General features: G+C 56.3%; 19 protein-coding genes, 2 tRNA genes and 2 pseudogenes. 12 read left to right on the top strand and 11 right to left on the bottom strand.

What is annotated here, in order from left to right:
• Positions 1-3 precede the first annotated feature (3 nt).
• Together rnpA and rpmH are read right to left on the bottom strand one after the other, a co-directional pair.
• Positions 4-450 carry a ribonuclease P protein component gene (rnpA, locus tag LRK71_RS18830; protein ID WP_232405507.1) on the bottom strand — a complete coding sequence of 149 codons (447 nt, stop codon included), beginning with the start codon at positions 448-450 and terminating at the stop codon, positions 4-6.
• A 26-nt stretch (positions 451-476) separates the two neighbouring features.
• A complete protein-coding gene (gene rpmH, locus LRK71_RS18835; RefSeq protein ID WP_027241708.1) occupies positions 477-611 on the bottom strand; it encodes a 50S ribosomal protein L34 in 135 nt (44 codons plus the stop codon).
• A 335-nt stretch (positions 612-946) separates the two neighbouring features.
• On the opposite strand from rpmH, the gene LRK71_RS18840 reads away from it, so the two are divergent.
• From LRK71_RS18840 to LRK71_RS18870, 8 genes and pseudogenes are all read left to right on the top strand, one after another.
• Complete coding sequence (locus LRK71_RS18840) at positions 947-1,708, top strand: TVP38/TMEM64 family protein (RefSeq protein WP_232405508.1); 762 nt, start codon at positions 947-949, stop codon at positions 1,706-1,708.
• A 3-nt stretch (positions 1,709-1,711) separates the two neighbouring features.
• On the top strand, positions 1,712-3,169 hold the full coding sequence (locus LRK71_RS18845; RefSeq protein WP_232405509.1) for a dihydrolipoyl dehydrogenase family protein: 1,458 nt from the start codon (positions 1,712-1,714) through the stop codon (positions 3,167-3,169).
• A gap of 15 nt (positions 3,170-3,184) precedes the next feature.
• Positions 3,185-4,570: a sensor histidine kinase gene (locus LRK71_RS18850; protein ID WP_232405510.1), complete on the top strand. Its 1,386-nt coding sequence runs from the start codon at positions 3,185-3,187 to the stop codon at positions 4,568-4,570.
• A 126-nt stretch (positions 4,571-4,696) separates the two neighbouring features.
• Positions 4,697-4,773 (top strand) — tRNA-Arg (locus LRK71_RS18855).
• 100 nt (positions 4,774-4,873) lie between these two features.
• Positions 4,874-4,950 (top strand) — tRNA-Arg (locus LRK71_RS18860).
• Between the two features lie 212 nt (positions 4,951-5,162).
• Positions 5,163-5,498, top strand: a complete 336-nt coding sequence (locus LRK71_RS18865; protein WP_232405548.1) for a TniQ family protein — start codon at positions 5,163-5,165, stop codon at positions 5,496-5,498.
• Positions 5,473-5,625 (top strand): annotated as a pseudogene (locus LRK71_RS20495) (IS110 family RNA-guided transposase); the annotation flags it as partial. The gene LRK71_RS18865 and the pseudogene LRK71_RS20495, both read left to right, overlap by 26 nt.
• 309 nt (positions 5,626-5,934) lie before the next feature.
• Positions 5,935-6,030 (top strand): annotated as a pseudogene (locus LRK71_RS18870) (transposase); the annotation flags it as partial.
• A gap of 242 nt (positions 6,031-6,272) precedes the next feature.
• Here LRK71_RS18870 and LRK71_RS18875 read toward each other — a convergent pair.
• Complete coding sequence (locus tag LRK71_RS18875) at positions 6,273-6,959, bottom strand: hypothetical protein (RefSeq protein ID WP_232405511.1); 687 nt, start codon at positions 6,957-6,959, stop codon at positions 6,273-6,275.
• A gap of 549 nt (positions 6,960-7,508) precedes the next feature.
• Between LRK71_RS18875 and LRK71_RS18880 the strand changes: the two genes are divergently transcribed.
• The gene (locus tag LRK71_RS18880) at positions 7,509-9,452 is read left to right on the top strand and encodes a coiled-coil domain-containing protein (RefSeq protein WP_232405512.1); all 1,944 of its coding nucleotides are present in this window, start codon (positions 7,509-7,511) and stop codon (positions 9,450-9,452) included.
• A gap of 9 nt (positions 9,453-9,461) precedes the next feature.
• Positions 9,462-9,818, top strand: a complete 357-nt coding sequence (locus LRK71_RS18885; protein ID WP_332460286.1) for a transposase domain-containing protein — start codon at positions 9,462-9,464, stop codon at positions 9,816-9,818.
• 311 nt (positions 9,819-10,129) lie between these two features.
• On the opposite strand, the gene LRK71_RS18890 is transcribed toward LRK71_RS18885, so the two are convergent.
• The 5 genes from LRK71_RS18890 to LRK71_RS18910 form a co-directional block, all read right to left on the bottom strand.
• On the bottom strand, positions 10,130-10,699 hold the full coding sequence (locus tag LRK71_RS18890) for a hypothetical protein (protein ID WP_232405513.1): 570 nt from the start codon (positions 10,697-10,699) through the stop codon (positions 10,130-10,132).
• 150 nt (positions 10,700-10,849) lie between these two features.
• A complete protein-coding gene (locus LRK71_RS18895; protein WP_232405514.1) occupies positions 10,850-11,569 on the bottom strand; it encodes an SGNH/GDSL hydrolase family protein in 720 nt (239 codons plus the stop codon).
• 370 nt (positions 11,570-11,939) lie between these two features.
• Positions 11,940-12,341, bottom strand: a complete 402-nt coding sequence (locus LRK71_RS18900; RefSeq protein WP_232405515.1) for a hypothetical protein — start codon at positions 12,339-12,341, stop codon at positions 11,940-11,942.
• Positions 12,342-12,506: 165 nt separating this feature from the next.
• Positions 12,507-13,709: a DUF6880 family protein gene (locus LRK71_RS18905; RefSeq protein ID WP_232405516.1), complete on the bottom strand. Its 1,203-nt coding sequence runs from the start codon at positions 13,707-13,709 to the stop codon at positions 12,507-12,509.
• Positions 13,648-13,983, bottom strand: a complete 336-nt coding sequence (locus tag LRK71_RS18910; RefSeq protein WP_232405517.1) for a DUF6880 family protein — start codon at positions 13,981-13,983, stop codon at positions 13,648-13,650. Before LRK71_RS18910 ends, LRK71_RS18905 begins: the two co-directional genes overlap by 62 nt.
• 427 nt (positions 13,984-14,410) lie before the next feature.
• On the opposite strand from LRK71_RS18910, the gene LRK71_RS18915 reads away from it, so the two are divergent.
• Positions 14,411-14,626 (top strand): hypothetical protein, encoded by a 216-nt coding sequence (locus tag LRK71_RS18915; RefSeq protein WP_232405518.1) that lies wholly within the window; start codon positions 14,411-14,413, stop codon positions 14,624-14,626.
• Entirely contained in the window at positions 14,601-15,014 is a 414-nt protein-coding gene (locus tag LRK71_RS18920; RefSeq protein ID WP_232405519.1) for a tyrosine-type recombinase/integrase, read from the top strand. The genes LRK71_RS18915 and LRK71_RS18920 overlap by 26 nt, the downstream gene beginning before the upstream one ends.
• A gap of 432 nt (positions 15,015-15,446) precedes the next feature.
• Here LRK71_RS18920 and LRK71_RS18925 read toward each other — a convergent pair whose 3' ends face one another.
• Genes LRK71_RS18925 through LRK71_RS18935 form a run of 3 tightly spaced genes read right to left on the bottom strand, consistent with a single transcriptional unit; the run spans position 15,447 to position 18,798 of the window.
• Positions 15,447-16,346, bottom strand: coding sequence for a plasmid partitioning protein RepB C-terminal domain-containing protein (locus LRK71_RS18925; protein ID WP_232405520.1), 900 nt, complete (start codon positions 16,344-16,346; stop codon positions 15,447-15,449).
• Positions 16,343-17,242 (bottom strand): ParB/RepB/Spo0J family partition protein, encoded by a 900-nt coding sequence (locus LRK71_RS18930; protein WP_232405521.1) that lies wholly within the window; start codon positions 17,240-17,242, stop codon positions 16,343-16,345. The genes LRK71_RS18925 and LRK71_RS18930 overlap by 4 nt, the downstream gene beginning before the upstream one ends.
• On the bottom strand, positions 17,242-18,798 hold the full coding sequence (locus tag LRK71_RS18935) for a recombinase family protein (RefSeq protein WP_269751813.1): 1,557 nt from the start codon (positions 18,796-18,798) through the stop codon (positions 17,242-17,244). Before LRK71_RS18935 ends, LRK71_RS18930 begins: the two co-directional genes overlap by 1 nt.
• Positions 18,799-18,855: the final 57 nt, after the last annotated feature.

Here is an 18,855-nt window from a genome sequence, read left to right on the forward strand (position 1 = left end):
AGATCACCCGTGGATTTTTTTCAGCGCATAAGCCAGATCGCGCTGCAGATCCTGAAAATCTCGGCTGGCGGTCACCTCGGCACGGCCAATCAGGACATAGTCCCAGCCGTCGCGACCCTGTTGCGGAAGCACCAGGCGGGCGGCTTCGCGCAGGCGTCGTTTGGCGCGGTTGCGTGCCACGGCATTGCCAACCTTTTTAGAACAGGTGAAGCCAACACGAAAGCCGGGCTCGGGGGTCTCGCCGTCGCGGCGCTTGCGCCCCTGAACCATCATGCTTTGGGTGCCCTGCCGACGGGCGCGGGCTGCGGCCAGAAAGGCGCTGCGCTTGGCCAGAACGGTCAAGGGGGGGGCTTTTTCGGTGGCCTGTTTGGGGGCTGGGCAAACAGAAACCGCCGAAGGCTGGTTCCCGTGGCCAGCTGTGCTGTCCTTTGGGGCCTTCGGCGGTGTCATATCTGTCAATCCTTGGGGCCTCGCGCTTATGCGCTCAGCTCCTTGCGGCCACGGGCGCGGCGTGCGTTAAGGATCTTGCGGCCTGCCTTGGTGGCCATGCGCGCACGAAAACCGTGGCGACGTTTACGAACCAGGTTCGAGGGCTGAAAGGTGCGTTTCATCGCTCCGGTCTCCAATTTCTACAGGGGGCAGCGGAATCGCTCCCCGTGGTGTTTATCTCGAAGCCCGGTCTTTAGAAGGGATTCTCGGGCAAGTCAAACGCTGAGCCCTGACTTTTGTCGCGCCCGGGCAAGATTTCTGCCAAAAAGGCCTGAATTTACCGAGGCAGGCCGCAAAATGCTGCAAATCGGCGGGGCAGGGTGCGAATCTTCACAAAAACACATCTAACAGATCAAGGCCGCGTGATAAGCCCGTGCCAGACCTCGTCTCGGGTTGCATTTGGCGCTAGCAGGTATTGGCAGCTAGACTTGTGGTCCAGGACAGACGACCAAGAGAGATGAGACATATGACCAAGACGCCAAAACAAGGGCTTGCCCGCCACCTGCCGCTGATCGCAGTGGTTGCGGTCGCGCTGATCGGTGCGGTGACCCTGAAGGATCACCTTAGCTTTGATACGCTGCGCGATAACCGCGAGGCGCTGATGGCTTTTCGCGATCAGAACTACCTGGGACTGGTGGCGCTTTTTGTCGGGCTGTACGTCCTGATTGTGACCTTTTCCCTGCCGGGTGCGGCGGTAGCCTCGGTCACGGGGGGCTTTCTGTTTGGTTTGGGTGCGGGCACTGCGCTGAACGTTATATCGGCGACCATTGGGGCGTCGGGGATCTTTCTTGCGGCCCGCCTGGGATTGGGCGAGATGCTCACGGCGAAGCTCGAAGCGAGTGAAGGCCGGGTTCAGATGTTGAAGAATGCGCTGCGCCAGAACGAGGTGGAAGTGCTGCTGCTGTTGCGCCTGGTGCCCGCGGTGCCGTTCTTTGTTGCCAACCTGTTGCCCGCGCTTGTGGGGGTGCGGTTTGGTAACTTCCTGTGGACCACGGCGATTGGCATCATTCCGGGGGCAATTGTCTTTACCTGGATCGGGGTCGGCGTCGGAGAGGTCTTTGATCGCGGTGAAGATCCGGACCTGTCTCTGCTGTGGGAGCCGCATGTGATTGGCCCGCTTCTGGGGCTGTGTGTCTTGGCGGTGATGCCGATCATCGTGAAGACCCTGCGCCCCAAAAGCGCCAAGCCCACCCCCAAGCCCCCAACAAAGGCGCGCTGAACCATGACATCTGCCCCGGCAACCGATACCGCAGCCGCATCCCAAACCCCGCTGAAATGTGACCTGCTGGTGATCGGCGCCGGATCGGGCGGGTTGTCGGTGGCGGCAGGTGCCAGCCAGATGGGGGCTTCGGTGGTGCTTCTTGAGGGGCACAAGATGGGCGGCGACTGTTTGAACTATGGCTGTGTGCCTTCCAAGGCGCTGCTGGCCAGCGCCAAGGCGGCCTATGGCCAAAGCACCAGCGCAGCCTTTGGTGTGGCCGAGGTGACGCCCGCCGTGGATTACGCCGCAGCCAATACCCATGTGCAGAACACCATCGATGCGATCACCCCGATGGATAGCCAAGAGCGGTTCGAGGGGTTCGGCGTGCGGGTGATCCGCGAATTTGGCCGCTTTATTTCCCCAGCCGAGGTGCAGGCCGGCAATCATGTGATCCGCGCCCGCCGGGTGGTGATCGCCACCGGATCCTTGCCGCTGGTGCCACCGGTGCCGGGGCTGGAGACTGTGCCCTATGAAACCAATGAAACCCTGTTTGATCTGCGCAGCTGCCCAGAGCATCTGCTGATCATCGGCGGTGGTCCGATTGGCATTGAAATGGCGCAGGCGCATATTCGGCTGGGCAGCAGGGTCACGGTGATCGAAGGCGAACGCGCGTTGGGCGGTGATGACCCAGAGGCCGCCGCCGTTGTACTGGACTCGCTGCGCAATGAGGGCGTGATGATTGCCGAGAACGCCATGGCAGCCCAGATCAGCGGTGAGGCTGGTGCCATCGAGGTGAAAACCAGGGATGGGCGCCGCTTTACCGGCTCGCATCTCTTGGTGGCGGTGGGCCGCAAGAGCAATACGGACAGGCTGGATCTTGCGGCCGGCGGGATCACGCCGAGCAAAACCGGCATCAAGGTGGACGCTGCGCTGCGCACCAGCAACCGTCGCGTCTATGCTATTGGCGATGTCGCGGGGGGGATGCAGTTTACCCATGTGGCGGGCTATCACGCCGGGGTGATCATCCGCTCGGCGCTGTTTGGCCTGCCGTCCAAGGCGCAGGAACTGCACCTGCCGCGCGCCACCTATAGTGACCCGGAACTGGCCCAGGTCGGCCTGACAGAGGCTAAGGCTCGCGCCCGGTATGGCGATGAGGTGGAATTGGCGCGGTTTGATTTTGCCCATAATGACCGCGCCCTGGCAGAGCTGAAAACCAAGGGTTTCATCAAGGTGATGGTGGTTAAAGGACGCCCGGTGGGGGCGACGATTGTCGGGCACCAAGCGGGGGAATTGATTTCATTGTGGTCGCTTGCTTTGGCAAATAGGTTGAAGATGAGCCAGGTTGCCGCAATGGTGGCGCCATATCCGTCAATCGGGGAGATCAATAAACGTGTCGCTGGCGCCTACTTCTCACCACGGTTGTTTGACAGTGCGCTGGTTAAGCGCGCGGTGCGCTTTGTGCAGCGTTGGATCCCTTAACCCGGAAAGAGCGCCATGCTGAATTCGCTTTCAGGCCGGTTTTTGGTTCTGACCATTGTCTTTGTCATGCTGGCCGAGGTGCTGATCTTCGTGCCCTCGATTTCTCGCTTTCGTCTTGATTACCTGGCAGATCGGCTGGAGCGGGCGCAGATTGCCTCTCTGGCGCTGCTGGCGGATGATATGCTGGATACCGAGCTGGAGGCGGAGCTGCTGGAAAACGCCGGGGTCTATAACGTGGTGCTGCGCCGCGATGAGATCCGCCAGCTGATGCTGTCGTCGCCCATTCCGCAAGAGATCGCAGGCACCTATGATTTGCGTATGGCCTCGGCTTTTACCCTGATCGGGGATGCCTTCTTGCAGTTGTTCAGCGCGGAAAACCGGATCATCCGGGTGATTGGCGCGCCGGTGCGTGATGCGGGGCTGCTGATCGAGATCACGATTGAAACCGCGCCGCTGCGCAGCGCCATGATCGATTATGGCATTCGGGTGCTGCTGCTTTCGGCGGTGATTTCCATTTTTACCGCTCTGCTGCTGTTTGCGGCCGTCCGTGCCTTTCTGGTGCGCCCGATCAAGGGGGTTGTGGGCTATATGCAGCGCTACGCTGCCGCGCCGGAAGATGCCCGGGGTATCATCCACCCCAGTGCCGGCGTGCGCGAGCTGCGCGAGGCTGAAGAGGCGCTGTTGCAATTGCAGACCGAGCTGACCCAGGCGCTGCGCCAACGCGAACGGCTGGCACAACTGGGCGGCGCCGTGGCCAAGATCAGCCATGATCTGCGAAATATCCTGACCTCTGCGCAGCTGTTCACCGACCGTATCGAGGCAAGCGAGGACCCCTTGGTGCGGCGGCTGGCCCCCAAGCTGGTGAATTCGATTACCCGGGCGGTGTCGCTCTGTGAGGGCACGCTGGCCTTTGGGCGTGCCGAAGAGCCGGCGCCAACCTTTGCCCGCATTGCCCTGTGCGAGCTGGTCGAGGATATCGTTGAAAGTGAACTGCTGGTGTCCGATGAAACAGGGGTTGAGATCCTCAATGAGGTGCCAAAGGGCATGATGCTGCGCGGCGATAGCGAACAGCTGTTTCGGGTGGTGATGAACCTGGTGCGCAACGCCCGTCAGGCGATTGTCGCTACTGGCATCGCGGGCCGCGTCACCATCGCCGCCGGCGAGGATGACGCGGCCTGGTGGATCACGGTTTCTGACACCGGCCCAGGCCTGCCGCAACGCGCCCAGGATAATCTGTTCACCCCGTTTCAGGGCAGTGCGCGCAAGGGGGGCAGCGGTTTGGGGCTGACCATCGCCGCTGAACTGATCAAGGGGCATGGCGGCTCTTTGGTGCTGCGTGAAACCGGTGCTGAGGGCAGTCTTTTTGAAATCCACCTGCCCAAGGGCGACGGAACCTTGTGAAGGCGCGAAGAGCCAACTGATGGGGGGGCAAGACTGGTAGCAAGATTGGCGGAATTCAAAAAGACTGGCAGGATTTTGTTTTTGGGGTTGCGCGCTTCAGTCCCGAGGACTAAACCCCGCCGCAGTGGACCGATAGCTCAGCTGGATAGAGTACCTGACTACGAATCAGGGGGTCGGGGGTTCGAATCCTCCTCGGTCCGCCACGCTTTCAAATCTTCCCGATGTGGTTGGTTTGAAAAGGTTTTTGGAAGGGGCCAAATTGGCTTGCTTCTTCTTCGCAGGGGCCTTAAATCCTGCAGCAGTGGACCGATAGCTCAGCTGGATAGAGTACCTGACTACGAATCAGGGGGTCGGGGGTTCGAATCCTCCTCGGTCCGCCACTGCCTTTTTGTCAGATGCCAAGCAAAACCGACTTTTGTGACAGATAGCTGACCCAGTCGGCGGAATTTCCTGAAATCATAGCAGCGTTGCTCAGTTGAGCGGGTGATCGTAAGATACGGCCAATCCAGCCTTTGTCTGATCTCGGAAGCCTCGCTTGGTCAAAAGCCTACCTGCCACTCCCGGAACGAACTTCCCGCAGTTGCCGCTGACGGTGGCACATGCCGCGTGCGAGCCCGCTACTTCCTTGCTGTCGCGGCTTGCGGCCAGGAACGGCGCTATATCGATGCAGAGGTTCTGCGGCGACATTGCCTTTCCGATCGACCCGCTGTTTCGTGGTGAGAAGGTGGCTATTGATCAATTGGCACAGCTGGCAGGGTGTGACGTGGGCGCATTGGTGCGGGTATCTATCCGCCACCTCGGTAAGGGCCATTTTCGCCTGAGAGAAGAATTTGCCTCCCTTCAGAGCTTTCAGCGCACGCGCATCCGCGTCTGCCCAGAGTGCATACGGTCCGAGATGCCGTCATCCGATTGTTCGGATCGGTTTTGAAGCGGGCACGATGAGCCAACATCTTTTCTATGGATTGACCAATGACGGTTTCGACGTTGTCTGCATGGAAGCCCGACAGGTCAGCGCGGCACTGTCGGCAATGCGCAACAAAACAGACAAGAACGATGTGGCATGACGTAACCACACACCGCCCAACCTGAACGGGGTCGTCCCTCACCGGACGAGGTCTGTGGAAGAAGCCGAAAAGGGCTGCTGCGCAAAGAGAAGCGCGTCCCAAAGCAAGGCTCTCCACTGCCAATCCGACACATGCGTGCAGCGATGATATCAGGTCATCAGTCAGACTGCGAAGAGAAGCGTGACCCGGATGAGTGACAATGGCCCATGAAAAAAGGAAAACGAGCTTGACCCAAACACCCAATTAGAGAAGCCGACCTTGGCCAGGATCACCCTTGCCGCAGCGCAGCTTCCCCATACCGCCGTCCAGACATGCCTGACGATGAAAGTGCTGTTCGGCATGGCATTGCGCCAGACGACTGGTTTCGTCGATAGCCTACTGAGACTGGTCGGTCTGGTGGGCATGAATGGTAAAGCGTGATTACGTTCTCGCACTTGACGATGAGTTTGGTGCCCCGCAGACGTTCGATTTGCTGGATTTCGTGCCGACGCCTCTCGATCTCGCGGGCTGCGTCCTTGTCGCTGAGAAAGAACGCATCGTCGGCTACACGCGTCGCAACACTGAGAACCAGACTGACGTCGGCGTTTCGAAATCCGCGCTGGCGCATCCGTGTTTCGGCGTGTTTAGTGAAGCGAAGGTCATGCATCGTCGTACTCCTTCACCTCATTGGGTTTTTCCGCTGAACCAGGGATATCGAGGTCGAGGTCGCCGAGAAGTGCCGAAAGCTTCTCGTGCTGCGTCTTTCGGTCGGCGATCTCGTCCGCAGGTATTCGTGATATGAGCCACTCCACACGGCGCTCAGTGTTTTGCGCGCCGAACAGTTCCTCCGGGATGTCAGGGATACGTACATGGCCGCAGGCCAGCGCATACTCGGCATCGGAGTTGCCCGCAGTTAGTTCGTGAAGTAGACCTGCGCCAATCCGGTATTCAGGAAACCCAAACGGCCCAATCTCAAAGACTTCTGGATCAAGAATGACTTCAGTCTTTCCGAGATCTCGTGCCAGTTCCCTGAGGTAGTCTGCAAGGGGATTGTTGATATTGGGATCATAGCCCAGACTATAGGTGTCTTCGGCGACGTCCTTCCCGAACACATCCTGCTTTCTGATGGACGCCTCTTCTTCGAAGACCGCATCTTGTGTGCGATACACAGCTTGGGCGAAGGAGAAGTTTCCACCGCCCAAAGACATGAGCTCTTCAGCCTTTTCGTCAATTTCGGCCAGTCGCTTCTTGCGCCAGGCAAGGCTACCCTCGGCAAGCAGCGCCATGCAAAGCGGCGCCATTTCGATCTGCGTCCGAACAGGAATATCGTAGAGGTGTTCGACCATCCGAAAGCCGAGGGAGGTGTTCTCGTGCGTTCATCGCTAATCCTCCCGCTCAATACAGGAATTGAATCAGCCACTTGCCTACGGATCAAGGAATAGTTTTTCAACAAAATCGGCGTAGAGCGAAAGTTCGCTGCACGCGCGAAGGCACACTGTCAAACAAATGAAAGCGGCCATTCAGGGCTCAGGCTCAACGCCCCACCATGCTGCACCAGGCACCAAGGTCAGCAATGCGCAGGGTTGCGACCTTTGCAAAGGCTGCGCGAAGATGCATTTCTCGTTCCAATGCTTCCAACAGCAGTAGAGCGTTTCCGGGGCTTGCCGCACGACTTCGGGAAGAACAGATCAGTCATGTTACCCTCAATCTTGCCAAGCCGCGAAACACGTAGCGCGCTGAAAATAAATGCATTCTGATCTTAAGTGAAACCCACTCATCGCTGTGCGCAACATTCTCCTCCCATATCAGCCCTCCTGCAGCAAACTATTCCTTTGAGGACAGCTGCTCCGCGCCTAGGCTGAGTACATTCATTTCCATTTGTTGGAGGCACCATTATGCTGCAAACGAACGAGCTTAAAGATTTCAATAAATACATTGCAGAATTGAAATCTAAGGTCATCAAATCAAAGACGAAGATCGTGCCTTTCCGGTTTTTTTTCGACTTTCCCTTCGCGGGTAGCAAGGGTGACATCTTGCTGGTGGGAAAAACCCCACCTGCGGTTTTGAAAGATGTAAAAAAACTGGCCAGCACGATTAAACTGGAAGGTGATTGTCAGGTGGCTGACAATCAGTTGCGCATGAAAGTCGATAGTGGCGAGGCGAAGGTAGAGCGGGTACAGAAGCTGCTCAAGGCCGCCAAGATCAAGTTTCAGGCCAAATTTGTCGATGACTTTGAAGAGGGCGCGCAAGAGGCTCAAAATGACTTTGACAAAAAGGCGGCGGCCCGGCGTTTGGCTTCGATCGCCGAGCGCATCAAAAAAATAAACGAGCATATTGCCAATAAGTCAGAATTGTCGCCGGTGCTCGCCATGCTCAAAGAGGTTCAGAAAATTATCAAGGAAGGTGCTCTGACCAGCGGCACGCGGCCGGATGAGCTGTTGGACCGGGCGGAACGGGCCTTTATTCCCGTGGAACGGGAAGCGCAGATCGCGCGCAAGGTTGCAGGAGACACGCCGGAGGCGGATGCGAAATTTGTCGATAGGGAGGCCGGAACCCAACGTGAGCTAAAGGCACTTGAGGGTTCACTTGAGCGTGCAGAAGCCGTCAGTAAGACGGCACTGGAGGAAGGCCAAACAGCATTGACCAAGATCCTGGCAGCGCGCGATATTGCGATCAAATGGCAGAAACTGGAAATGGAAAAGATGCTGGCCAACAAGGACCGGTTCCACCAGTTGCAGGACAAATTCCGTACTGATGAACGGCAGATGGAGGCCGATCTCAAGAACGCCAAGGATGCACTTGAACTGGCACAGGCGGCTACCGCCGAACTTGGTGCGTTGGTTGCTTCGAATAAGCTGGGCACAAATGAGAAGAAACGCCAACAAAAGGAGTTCCACAAGCAGGCCGCGCAAAATCAAAAGACCGAAAAGGCCATTGGCACAATGGAAACAGCACTGCGCAAATTGCGAAGTGACTTTTCCGCAGCGCGTGCCAAGGTTTCCGATGGGGACAAACACGGTACAGCACGCCACGGAACGCACACTGGTATGGAACAACAGGCGTTGCGCGCGGCTGCCGGCGGCACATCTGCCGATCAGGATGACAACGAGTGGGGGGACAGCCGTGACAAGCCGCAACCAGAACTCTCTACCACGCCCGCGTCGGGCGCAAACAAAGTACGTTGGACTATGGGCGGTCAAGACGTGGAACTGGAGTACGAGGACCTGCCCAATGGAAAGAGACAACTCAAGAACGAGGAAGCCGTGCTCAGGACCTTCAACGATATTGCGGTTGAGTTGGAAGGGCGCGGGGCCAAAACCTCGACCTCGTCCAACTTCTTGTCCCCGGAGCTAGAAAAGGAAGCGGTCGACCGCGGCCTTAAAGTCGCCAAACAATGTGTCTGGGACGAAATTTGGGATGAACAGAAACAAGACTGGGTGCCAATTGACCGTTTCTTTGTATATGTAGGCCCACCGAAAACCGTCCGCTCCAAAGGTTGGGGACACTCAGTGAGCCGCAATAAGGATGACGGTGGCAACAATGCTCCCAAGATGAAGCTGGTAGAGGCCAATAAGATTTTCAATGCCTTTCGTAACGGCAAGGTCGACCTTAATCAGATGATGAAGCTGATGAATGTCTCGTTGGAAAAATCCGATGATGGGGGAGCCATCTTGCAGCCCGTTGCCCGGATCATGATCGACAAGTCAGGCAGCGGCTGGACGAACACCTCACAATACCCGACCACCGACACACCCGGATGGAGCCTCAAGGGCGAAAGAGTTCGCAAAAGCCGCGATGGCGGAGATGGGATAACGGCGCCTGATGCGACCGGTGTGTAAGGCGAGGTAATCCGGTTCCGCTTCAAGGTACGTGAAGAGGATCCGCTGGGCGTTTTGCCGTTGCTGGGCATCCAGATCCATTGGGCAACCCCGGCGCATGGACAGGCCAAACCTATCGAGCGGGCCTTTCGTGACCTGGCGAGCGACGTGGCAAAAGATCCGTGCTTTGCCGGGGCCTATGTCGGCAACCGCCCTGACGCCAAACCCGAAAACTACGGCAAGCGCTTGGTTCGGTACAAGTTGGTCGTTGCCGATTATAAACTTCCTCGTGAAGGTCGAAGTATTATTTCACTGATCTCAACAACACGGACAGGGCTGCGCCTGTGCTGGGAGCAGACATCCTCTGCGCTGGGTTTTAACGTCTGATTCCGGGCCGACAATGGTCATGTGCTGCGGCTCTCACGAAGGTTCGCTCCGGGCTGCAGAGCTGACCTCCACCGCTTTGATGTCGATCACCAAACCCGGGAGTTTCGCCCACGACTGACTTCGAGGGCAGCTTTGCGCAGATAGCGGGCTTTGCAAAGTCCGCGGATCTGGAGGCGTGGCGAGCGATCCATGCCGCAGGCGCACCAGGGAGAGCTGACCTTCGCCACAACCGCCGACCACCTTCTAACGGCGGGGATGCGGGACGAAGCGCCCATTCTCTGCGGCTGCGCCAATGTCTGATGTTCTTTAGACTAGCTACCCTCAGAGTATCTCTCGAAAAGCACACGACTGTTGGCAACGATCGCGCTCTCTTCCGTCTGTCCATCCCATCCCGTTGAGAAGGTAATCTGTTGGCCATCAATGGTGAAGCTATAGGTCAATTGGCGTTGTGAACATCGCGTGGACACCCAATCGAAACGGGTATTTTTGGCAACCCAGCGCGCATCAGAGCGCACCCGTTCCGTCAGAATACGTTCAACACGACGCCCGATATCCTCCCATGTATGGTCAGATGCAAAACCTTCGAGTATCGATTTGTAGGCATCAATTGCGAAGCGGTAGGTTTTGCCTAACAGCAGCCATGTGACCTCATGGTCGCCAAATGTCACTTGGGCGGCAACATCGTCACACCCGACGCAACCGCATTGACATCGCCCAACCAAGACGCTGTCCGATGTCTCCGGTCCGACGGAACGCCTAAAGTCTACTGGATCTAATCCCAGATAAGCGTCACCAAGCACATCGGCCCCATCAACAAGTAGCCGAACTTCATGATCATTCGAGGATTCAGAAGGTTTGACCTTGTACGTAAGTGTATTCAAAAGTTGCTCCTACCGTCCGAGAAGGACAAGGCGATCGACTTGCGCCAATTCAACAATAGCGGACTTTTGAGCGGGGCGCAGCATCCGGTAAAATGGGCTCAAACCTGTCGTTAGCTACGAATGCCGTGAAAGTCCGCTTTGAGACGGCTATTACGTTTTGCCGAGCTGCTTGATATCGCGGCGGATCGCACGATAGACCTTGCGGCCCCACTGTGAATAGATTTTGGGACCAGGATGAAAGCCGTCAGGGCTCATTTGTGAGACGTTAGGTTCAAAATCCATTTCAATAAACCGACATCCAGTACGATTGGTGACAAGTTTGCGAAGCGCCCGATCAAATCGTGCTGCCTGTGCACCCAATACCCACCGGAGCGGTTGTGGGAGCAGCGGGAAATGGTGGATTGGGGGAATACCCGATATGCAAATGACATCGGCCTGAAATTTCAGTTCTACCAGCTGAAGCAATATTGCAAAACGCTGCAACCATTCTGATAGAGGCACGCGTGCAGTGATATCGTTTACGCCAAGCGAAACGGACACGATATCAAATTTCTGTGGTGTGCGCTCCTGCAGACGGGCGATCGTATCGGCAGTGGTGGCGCCGGTCTTCGCATCTACAGACCAGTAGACTGTATTCGTCTGCGAAAGCCTTTTGCGCATATGCCCCAAGAGCGCTTCTTCTTGATGCGAGGTGCCGACCCCGACAGCAGAACTGTCTCCGATGATCAATAGACGGAGGTCAGGGCCCTGCCCGCTGACACCATCGCGGCGACCGGAAGGATCAGCCAGGTGCAACGCTGAACGGCGCACAAATGCGCCTTGAGCGACCAGAACTGGAAATAACAGTATTCGTACTGCATGGTCTAACATGTCAGGCTCCAATACGAGACGCGTTACGGCGAGAGTGACACGGAGAGAGATCATACCGAGCTTCCGTATCGTCCAGAAACTCGTCCGCAAAGCTCGAGAAAATATTTGTTGGTTCTATTGTATATGCTATCGCGTCATGCGGAATTGACGGTAGTCAATCGCATGCGCTCGTACCCAGAATTAGCAGTCGTCTGTACAGGTTGCAGCACCGATAAGTTCAGGCTCCTGACCAGCCATTCGCTGCGGTCTGATCGAATGTCGGCTCAGGGCCGATTGCGTCGCTCGCAGGTGAACTGATATTGAACCTCGTGCTGCGGTGCTGACGTAACACTTCCTTACTTGCGAGCACTTTCACTCTTCGTTTCAGTATTTATTCTTGAGGCAATTGGGTCAAATAACCGACCCAGATCAGATAGCCACCCAGCGCCAGCATCAGCACGCTAGGGACCATGATCAGCGCGCGGTGTCGCAGCATGTTGTCACCCATTTTCTGCATCAGGCCCGGCAACAAAATTCGCGAGGTGCCTGCGACAAGCATGATCCAACCCAGCACCGTAATAACCGCGCGCCAGTCAGCTACCCAGATGTTATGGCTAAGTACGATGGCCAACCCTGGCACCAGCGCCAATAGACCGGCCAACAGCAAGAGAGTGGGACTCTCCAGCACTTCGCGGCCCATTGCCTCGACCCGCGTAGGGTGTATCGCCACAAACAGCCCCATCAGCGCCAGAACCGGCCCGACCAGCTGAGCCAGGAAAATTGATGTCTGCATATCGACCACCTTTATAGGAGAAACTTTTCAATCCTAGCACAAATGAGGAGAAGTTGCGCGGTCCCAACGGTAGTCTACCCAAGCGCTGCTTTCGCTGGTCAAAATCTGTTTTGTGGACGCTGCGGTGCAGCAGCATTGGTGAAGGTGGACGTCGGTTTTGGGCCGTCACCCATCATCTTTGATCCACACAGGGCGACGAGCCCCAATTGCTTGTGGTGCTTTAAGTTCTCCGTCACCGACGCGCGCACAGAATCCTGATTTGCGAGTATGGGTTTTGAGCTTGGCAAGATAGGCTGCGTGGTCGACCATTCCGCCTGGTCGGATTGGGTCCGCTTCGCCCGCCAGCAGGCCGAGCTTCCCGAGGTATTTTGCTCCATGCCCATAGGCCTTGGAGCGTGCACGGTCGAGAATGCTGTCCAGAAGTGCCCGGTAGAGGATCGTCGCTGCCGGCGGATGATCGTGTTCCAGTAGGCCCGCGATTTTTGGCAAGATGTGCCAATCACCCCCGTCCCAGCGGTGCGGGTGCGTGGCAATCAGTTTTGCTGCCAAATCAAGTCGTGGCCAATCAAGGAAGAATTGCAGCGCCTCCTCGGCTTTTGCCTTTTCCAGCGCAAAGGTATGGGCGCGGTCTTCGGCCTCGATATCCTCAAAATCCGGCAGCAGTTTCAAATACTCCCGCAGGATGTCGGCGGACAGGCGTGCCTCGAAACAGCGCCAACGCAGGGCCTGTGCGGCCGACCTGTCGCCGGTGGCGTCCAGGATGCGCGCCTCCAGGCTGACCCGTTCTGGCGACAGGCCATCATCGGTTTCGCCAAAAATGCGCCGCCCAGGTTTGCGCACCCATTCCAGCGCCTCTGCACTGCGCCCGGCCTCCAGAAGCTGCGCCGCGATCGCCAGTGTATCCTGCATATGCGGCTTCTTCTTGACCTCCAGCGCGATGAGCAGATCCAGATCCCCCCGCGCCGAGGCGAGGATCTGGCGCATCCCGGCCCATTGCGAGGTTATGGAGTAAAACCAGCCATCCGATTTGCGCGCTGCTTCTTCGGTCTGCCGCTCGGCGATGGCGTCTTTCAGATCGCCGTCCCAGCGCGACAGGCTGTCTTGCGGCAGATGTGGCGCCACAGCGTCGGTCACGTCAGCGAGGTAGCCATGCGTGCTTTCGCCAAGGGCGGTCATGATCTTATCGGGGAGCGCGTCGGCCTCAGGCACGGGCAGACTGGGGGTCAAAACGCCGGTCGCTTGGATCGCCTGATAATAGACGTCCTGAACGCGGCCAGAAGAATCGTCGACACGTTCGAACACCAGTTCATGTGTTGCGATGAAGCGCAGCAACCGGTCTATGGCCAGCGCCAGGGGGGGCAGGGCCAAGCTCGGATGTGATCGTATCGGTCAGGCTGTGCAGATCGTCGGCAAAAGCGCGGGCCTTGTCCCATTCGCTGAAGCTCTTTGCCCGCACCAGCCCGGACAGCCGCCGGTCGATCAGCTTCGCAATGGCTTCGGGGCCAGATTTCCCGGCCAACGCAGCCTTGACCTGCCGCCGGAACCCGGCATTGCGCTCAGCTTCCTCGAACACCAGCTGCGCAAGCTTGTCGGCTCCGAGGTCTTTCAACTTGTCAGCGGACAGGGCGGGTTGGCGGGCCATTGGCAGGTCTCAGTTGTGAACTGTTGCCCCAATACGTGCCACCGTCAGACCGTGGGGGCAAGTATCAGGTGTCCGGTCGACAAAATGCTGCGGTAGGAGCTGGAGGGTCACCGGATTTTCTCGAGCACCTGCTCTTGGCCCTCAGGAGCGCTGCCCCCTCGATGCAATAGCATGGCCTTGTGCAGAAGGCGTATGGACATGCCAACGACTGAAAAGCCACAACGCGTGCCGAGTTTAGGCGCATCCTCCTCAGCGCCCGCTCGGAGAATAGTCCCCCATTTTGACCCGCGGATTTTGGAGAGTTTCGAGAAAAACTTAACATTATTGGCAATAGTGTTAAGCAGCCGTTGCGCAAAGCCAGTGGAACGAGAGGGTAGGGCAATGATTTCTGCTTCGCCGTTCAACAGTCTTCGGGTATAAAGTTAATATGAGCGAAATGCGCCTCTACGACACCTCCGGCAATCGGCTCTACCTGAACGCCGAAGAACGCGCCGACTTTCTGGCCGTGGCGCGTCGCAAGCCTGCACGGGATCGCACACTTTGCGAGACGTTGCTCTTTACCGGCTGTCGGCCGTCGGAGCTCCTGGAGATCACCCCAGCGCGTATCGACCTCTCTGGTGGCAGCTCACAATTCGCAGCCTGAAGAAACGCAAGGATGTCTCAGTCCGCGCGAAGGCAGTCTACAGAAGTGTTCCGGTGCCCCGGACTATCTCGACACCCTTAACACCGCCCACGGCATTCGTGAGGCGCAGAAATCGCGCAAGCAGGCCAATGCGCCGATATGGCCGATCAGCCGTGTGCGGGTCTGGCAGATCGTGAAGGGAATCATGATCGAGGCTGGGATACCCGATGCACCCCATCGCAGCCCGAAAGGTCTGCGCCACGGTTTTGGGATCAACGACACGGTGAACGGCATTCCGCTGCACATGCTGCAAAAGTGGATGGGGCACGCCCAACTCAGCACGACGGCGATCTACGCCGATGCCGTGGGCAAGGAAGAACAGGATATTGCTGCGAAGATGTGGAACTGAGGGGGCTCCACAGGAGCAAGACCCATTGGCACTATCGGCTGGAGATCGTTAGTGGGCGCTTTGATGATTTCAACTTTGTTCGGGCAAGGCTATGGATCAGTTTTTCTGGGCGAGGTGAATGGAGGAGGCGTTTTGAAAATAAATGGAAAATCCCCCACTTATTTTTGAGATGGTTTGTAAACAGGCAGATCCTCGGGCTTCGTTATGGCACTCTTTTTCCAATTTTGGTTGTCTGCGCCTGCGTTGACTGAGCGCGCACGCGCAGACACACTGTTCGTAAATTGCCGGACATATGGTCCGACGTGATGGACCCCGACGGGATCGCCGCCATTCCCACCACCACACTTGATCCGCCCCACAGTGCGGCGTCTCCTGTGGTCCCCGCGCTTCATGGGTCCGGGTCCCCAAATACCTTCTTTTCAATCAAGCAGGTTAGGGCGCGAATGCCTGCCGTTCGGTGATCTTTTCAAATTCGGGCAAAAACTCTTCGTGGTGCAAAGCGAGATATTTCGTGATCCGTTCGTTGCTGACCAATCTGGCGACGTAGCCGCGTGCTAGAACGAGGTCGAGATGATCGATCCCATAGCTATCCTCAACCAATCGCACTTGCCGTTCGAGGTTCGCAGACTCGTTTTCCATAAGATCAAGTTGTTCGCGCGAAATCCCTATGATTTTCTTTGGCTTGGCTCCGGCTATAAGCTGGCCTTCGGGTGTCGCTGCCAGCAGAGAACGGGCATAGTTAATGGTAAATTTGTTCATGGCGACCATCAGCTGCGCAGCCTCGATCTGGCGCATCGGTTTCATTTTCTTGAGAACCCGAAAGCCGGTTAAAGCCACTTGCTTGTCTTTGAGTAGCTCTGCGGCCTCACCGCAAATGCCATCTAAGAGGCGCCGTTTTTCCTGCAATGTCTTGATGTTGACGTTGAGGGCGCTGGCAAGGCGTTCTTCGGGAACGCCAAGAGTCAGCGCACGCAAGATCATCTTATGCTCCTGAATTGTCGCCAAACGGTTTATGCGTTTGTTGTAGGTGTAGGCTTCATCATCTGTTGAAACGATACACTGGGCCGCTGTCTCACCATTGTATTTCAAGGCCTCTAAGCGGAGGTGGCCATCAAGTAATGTATACATTTGGCGGTCGTGTCGGTCGCGGGCAACGACCATGGGTTCAACGAGACCAATTTCCCGAATGGACGCGATTATCTGGCCGTATTTGACCGTCGCCTTTGTTTGCGGCGTGACCAAATAAAGGGGTGCGATGTTTTCAAACGATATGTGTACCAGCTCACGTTCGAAGGCGGCAACGATGGTCTGTTCTGAAGCCGAAGGTGTCATACTGTCTCTCCTTCAATACGGGACAAACGATCTGCAACGGTTCTGGGAATGTTAGCCAAGCCTTCGGCACGCAACAGCGTCACGAAGTTTTCGTCCGATAAGAGCGTTTTTAAGGATTGTGTAAGAAAAAGCATCTCACTGCGTGTTGCACCAGCTTTGCGCAGCAGGATTTTCTTTCGCTCAACATCATCTTGGTAGGTCTTCATCAGCGTTTCGACGGAAAGGTTTTTCTTTGAGCGTCCAATAGAAGTCGCCTGACCTTTGCCATGTTTTAGTCTTGCCTCGACGAGCCGTTTTGCTGTCAAAAGGCGCCCGCCGCGCAAAAGCTTGCCCTCGTAGGCTTTGCGCAGAACGGTTTGAACATTGACGTCTTCCGCATCTGCAATGTCGACCGCGACGCTGACTGGAATTTTACCACTTTCGACAGCGCGCAGGAGCCGGTGTTCATGGCTTTCCAATAGTCGAATGACGCCGTGCACATATTTCTTCGAAAGCTGGGTCTTCTTGGCAATTTCATGTTCGGAGTAACCGCTGTCTTGAAGGCGCTTGATGTCCCTCAGCAGCTCAAGTGAGTGATGGTGCCTGCGTGCGAGGTTTTCTACCAAGCTCATTACAAGGCAATCTTCACTACTGGCTGTGATGATGACAGCGGGTATTTTCTTTTGCTTTAAGGCCTTGAAAGCCTCCAATCGGCCTTGGCCACAAACAAGCTCGTATGTCAGGTCACCGCTGACGTCATCTTTGCGGGCTGCAACAGTGATGGGACGTTTGAGGCCAAGTTCCGCGATATTCGCAACAATCTCGTCAAAGACCTTTTGATTGCGGACACGGGGATTGACCACTGTGATCGCATCAACCGCAATGAGTTCGGTGTGGCCGAGTGGAGCATCAGGCATCATGCGACCTCCAAGATTGAAGTGCGTTCACACAGGGCGAAGAAATGTGCGAGGTCATCAAATCGGTACGCGTCGAGCGAGAGGCCGTTGCTTTCAGAAAATCGCAATTTAGGAAGTGTCATGTCAGCTGTCGGTAACAGATAGTAATCTAGGGGTGTTTCATTTGCCTGATCCATGCGCACAACAACCGTGATGTCAGGTAAAAGACCTGTATCCAGCCGTATGTTCCACCGGTACGCGCCGGCACCGGTTTGCGTACATCTGGCAATGACGACAGATGCGGAAAATTCATGATTGATGGTCAGAAGGCCCGTCTTCGCATCATGCTGGACCTGCCCGCCCACCTGTTCGATCCCGCCAAGGGTGCTCTCGACAATCTCCGTGTGTGCTTTTCGCAGGCGTTTGTTAATTTCAATGTAGCGATAGTCTCGATCCGGGATGAAACCGACCAGTTTGTAGGCTCTGAGTAGACTGCCAAACCTGCTTTGATATTGCCCACTGGACGGTAAGGAGCTCGTTTCATTGATAACGATTCCAGACAGAAAACCATGTGTTTCGAGTGCGTTCCGTAAACCATCTAGCATTTCGTCGTCAGAAAATCGATGTGCTTTGGCATCAAAAATGGCCTTGGCTGCGGCAAACAGCGCAGCGTCGACAATCGCTTCGAACGCGCCTTCGGATCGAACCCAGCTATTGGGCTCATTTTGAACATGCCGCTTCTTCAGCTTGAAGGAATGGCGGTTCCAGATGTTGTTGCCGATATACTTTTCGTTTGAGAGTAATTGGCGCACAACGGGCGGTGTCCAGTCTCGGTCCAGATCGGTTTTGATGCCCTTCTTGTTCAGATCGGCGGCGATCATGGCCTCGGATTGCTGGTCATCTACAAAGCTATGGAAGATTTGGTTCACAATCGCGATTTCGTTCTCAGGTCCCGGAACAAGTGTCACGCGGTCTGTTTGAATGCTCTTGTGTTCACCTCGGGCGAGAACACCTTTCTGATTGCCGACCTCGTCAATTAGCATCCGCCGCAGGCCAAAGCCGGGCGGACCACCCTGACGATACCCCATCTCGATAAGTCTGGATTGACCGGCAAAGACCTTTTGCGACAGCTCTCGACTATACTCGCCTGCCATTGCACGCTTGACGCCTTTCACGATGGTGGAGACAGGACTGCCGTCGTTCTCAAACTGCTCGGCGCAATACTCGACAGCTATGCCAGCACGCTTACAGATGTATTCGTAGTAGGCGCTTTCGTCGGCATCCTGAAACCGGCCCCAGCGGCTGATGTCATACACAAGAACTGTGTTGAATTCGGTTTTTCGAATCTGGATGTCATCGAGCAGTTGCGTCAAGCCATCGCGACCTTCAATTCTGAGGCCACTTTTGCCCGCATCTGTGTATGTTTTGATGATTTTGTAGCCGCGTTCCTCCGCATAGCGTGCGATTGCATCGGCTTGGTTTTCGGTTGAGTAGCGCTGATGCTCGGTTGACATGCGAACATATTGCGCAGCGTCGCGACGAACCTTGCGCTCATATTTGTCGTCAGGCCAACTCAATGCACATCTCTCCCTCGTTCAAGTTTGCAAACCTGTATTGAAGCCTTGCGATTCTTC

This window comes from Pseudophaeobacter flagellatus (assembly GCF_021228235.1).
Lineage (GTDB): Bacteria > Pseudomonadota > Alphaproteobacteria > Rhodobacterales > Rhodobacteraceae > Pseudophaeobacter > Pseudophaeobacter flagellatus.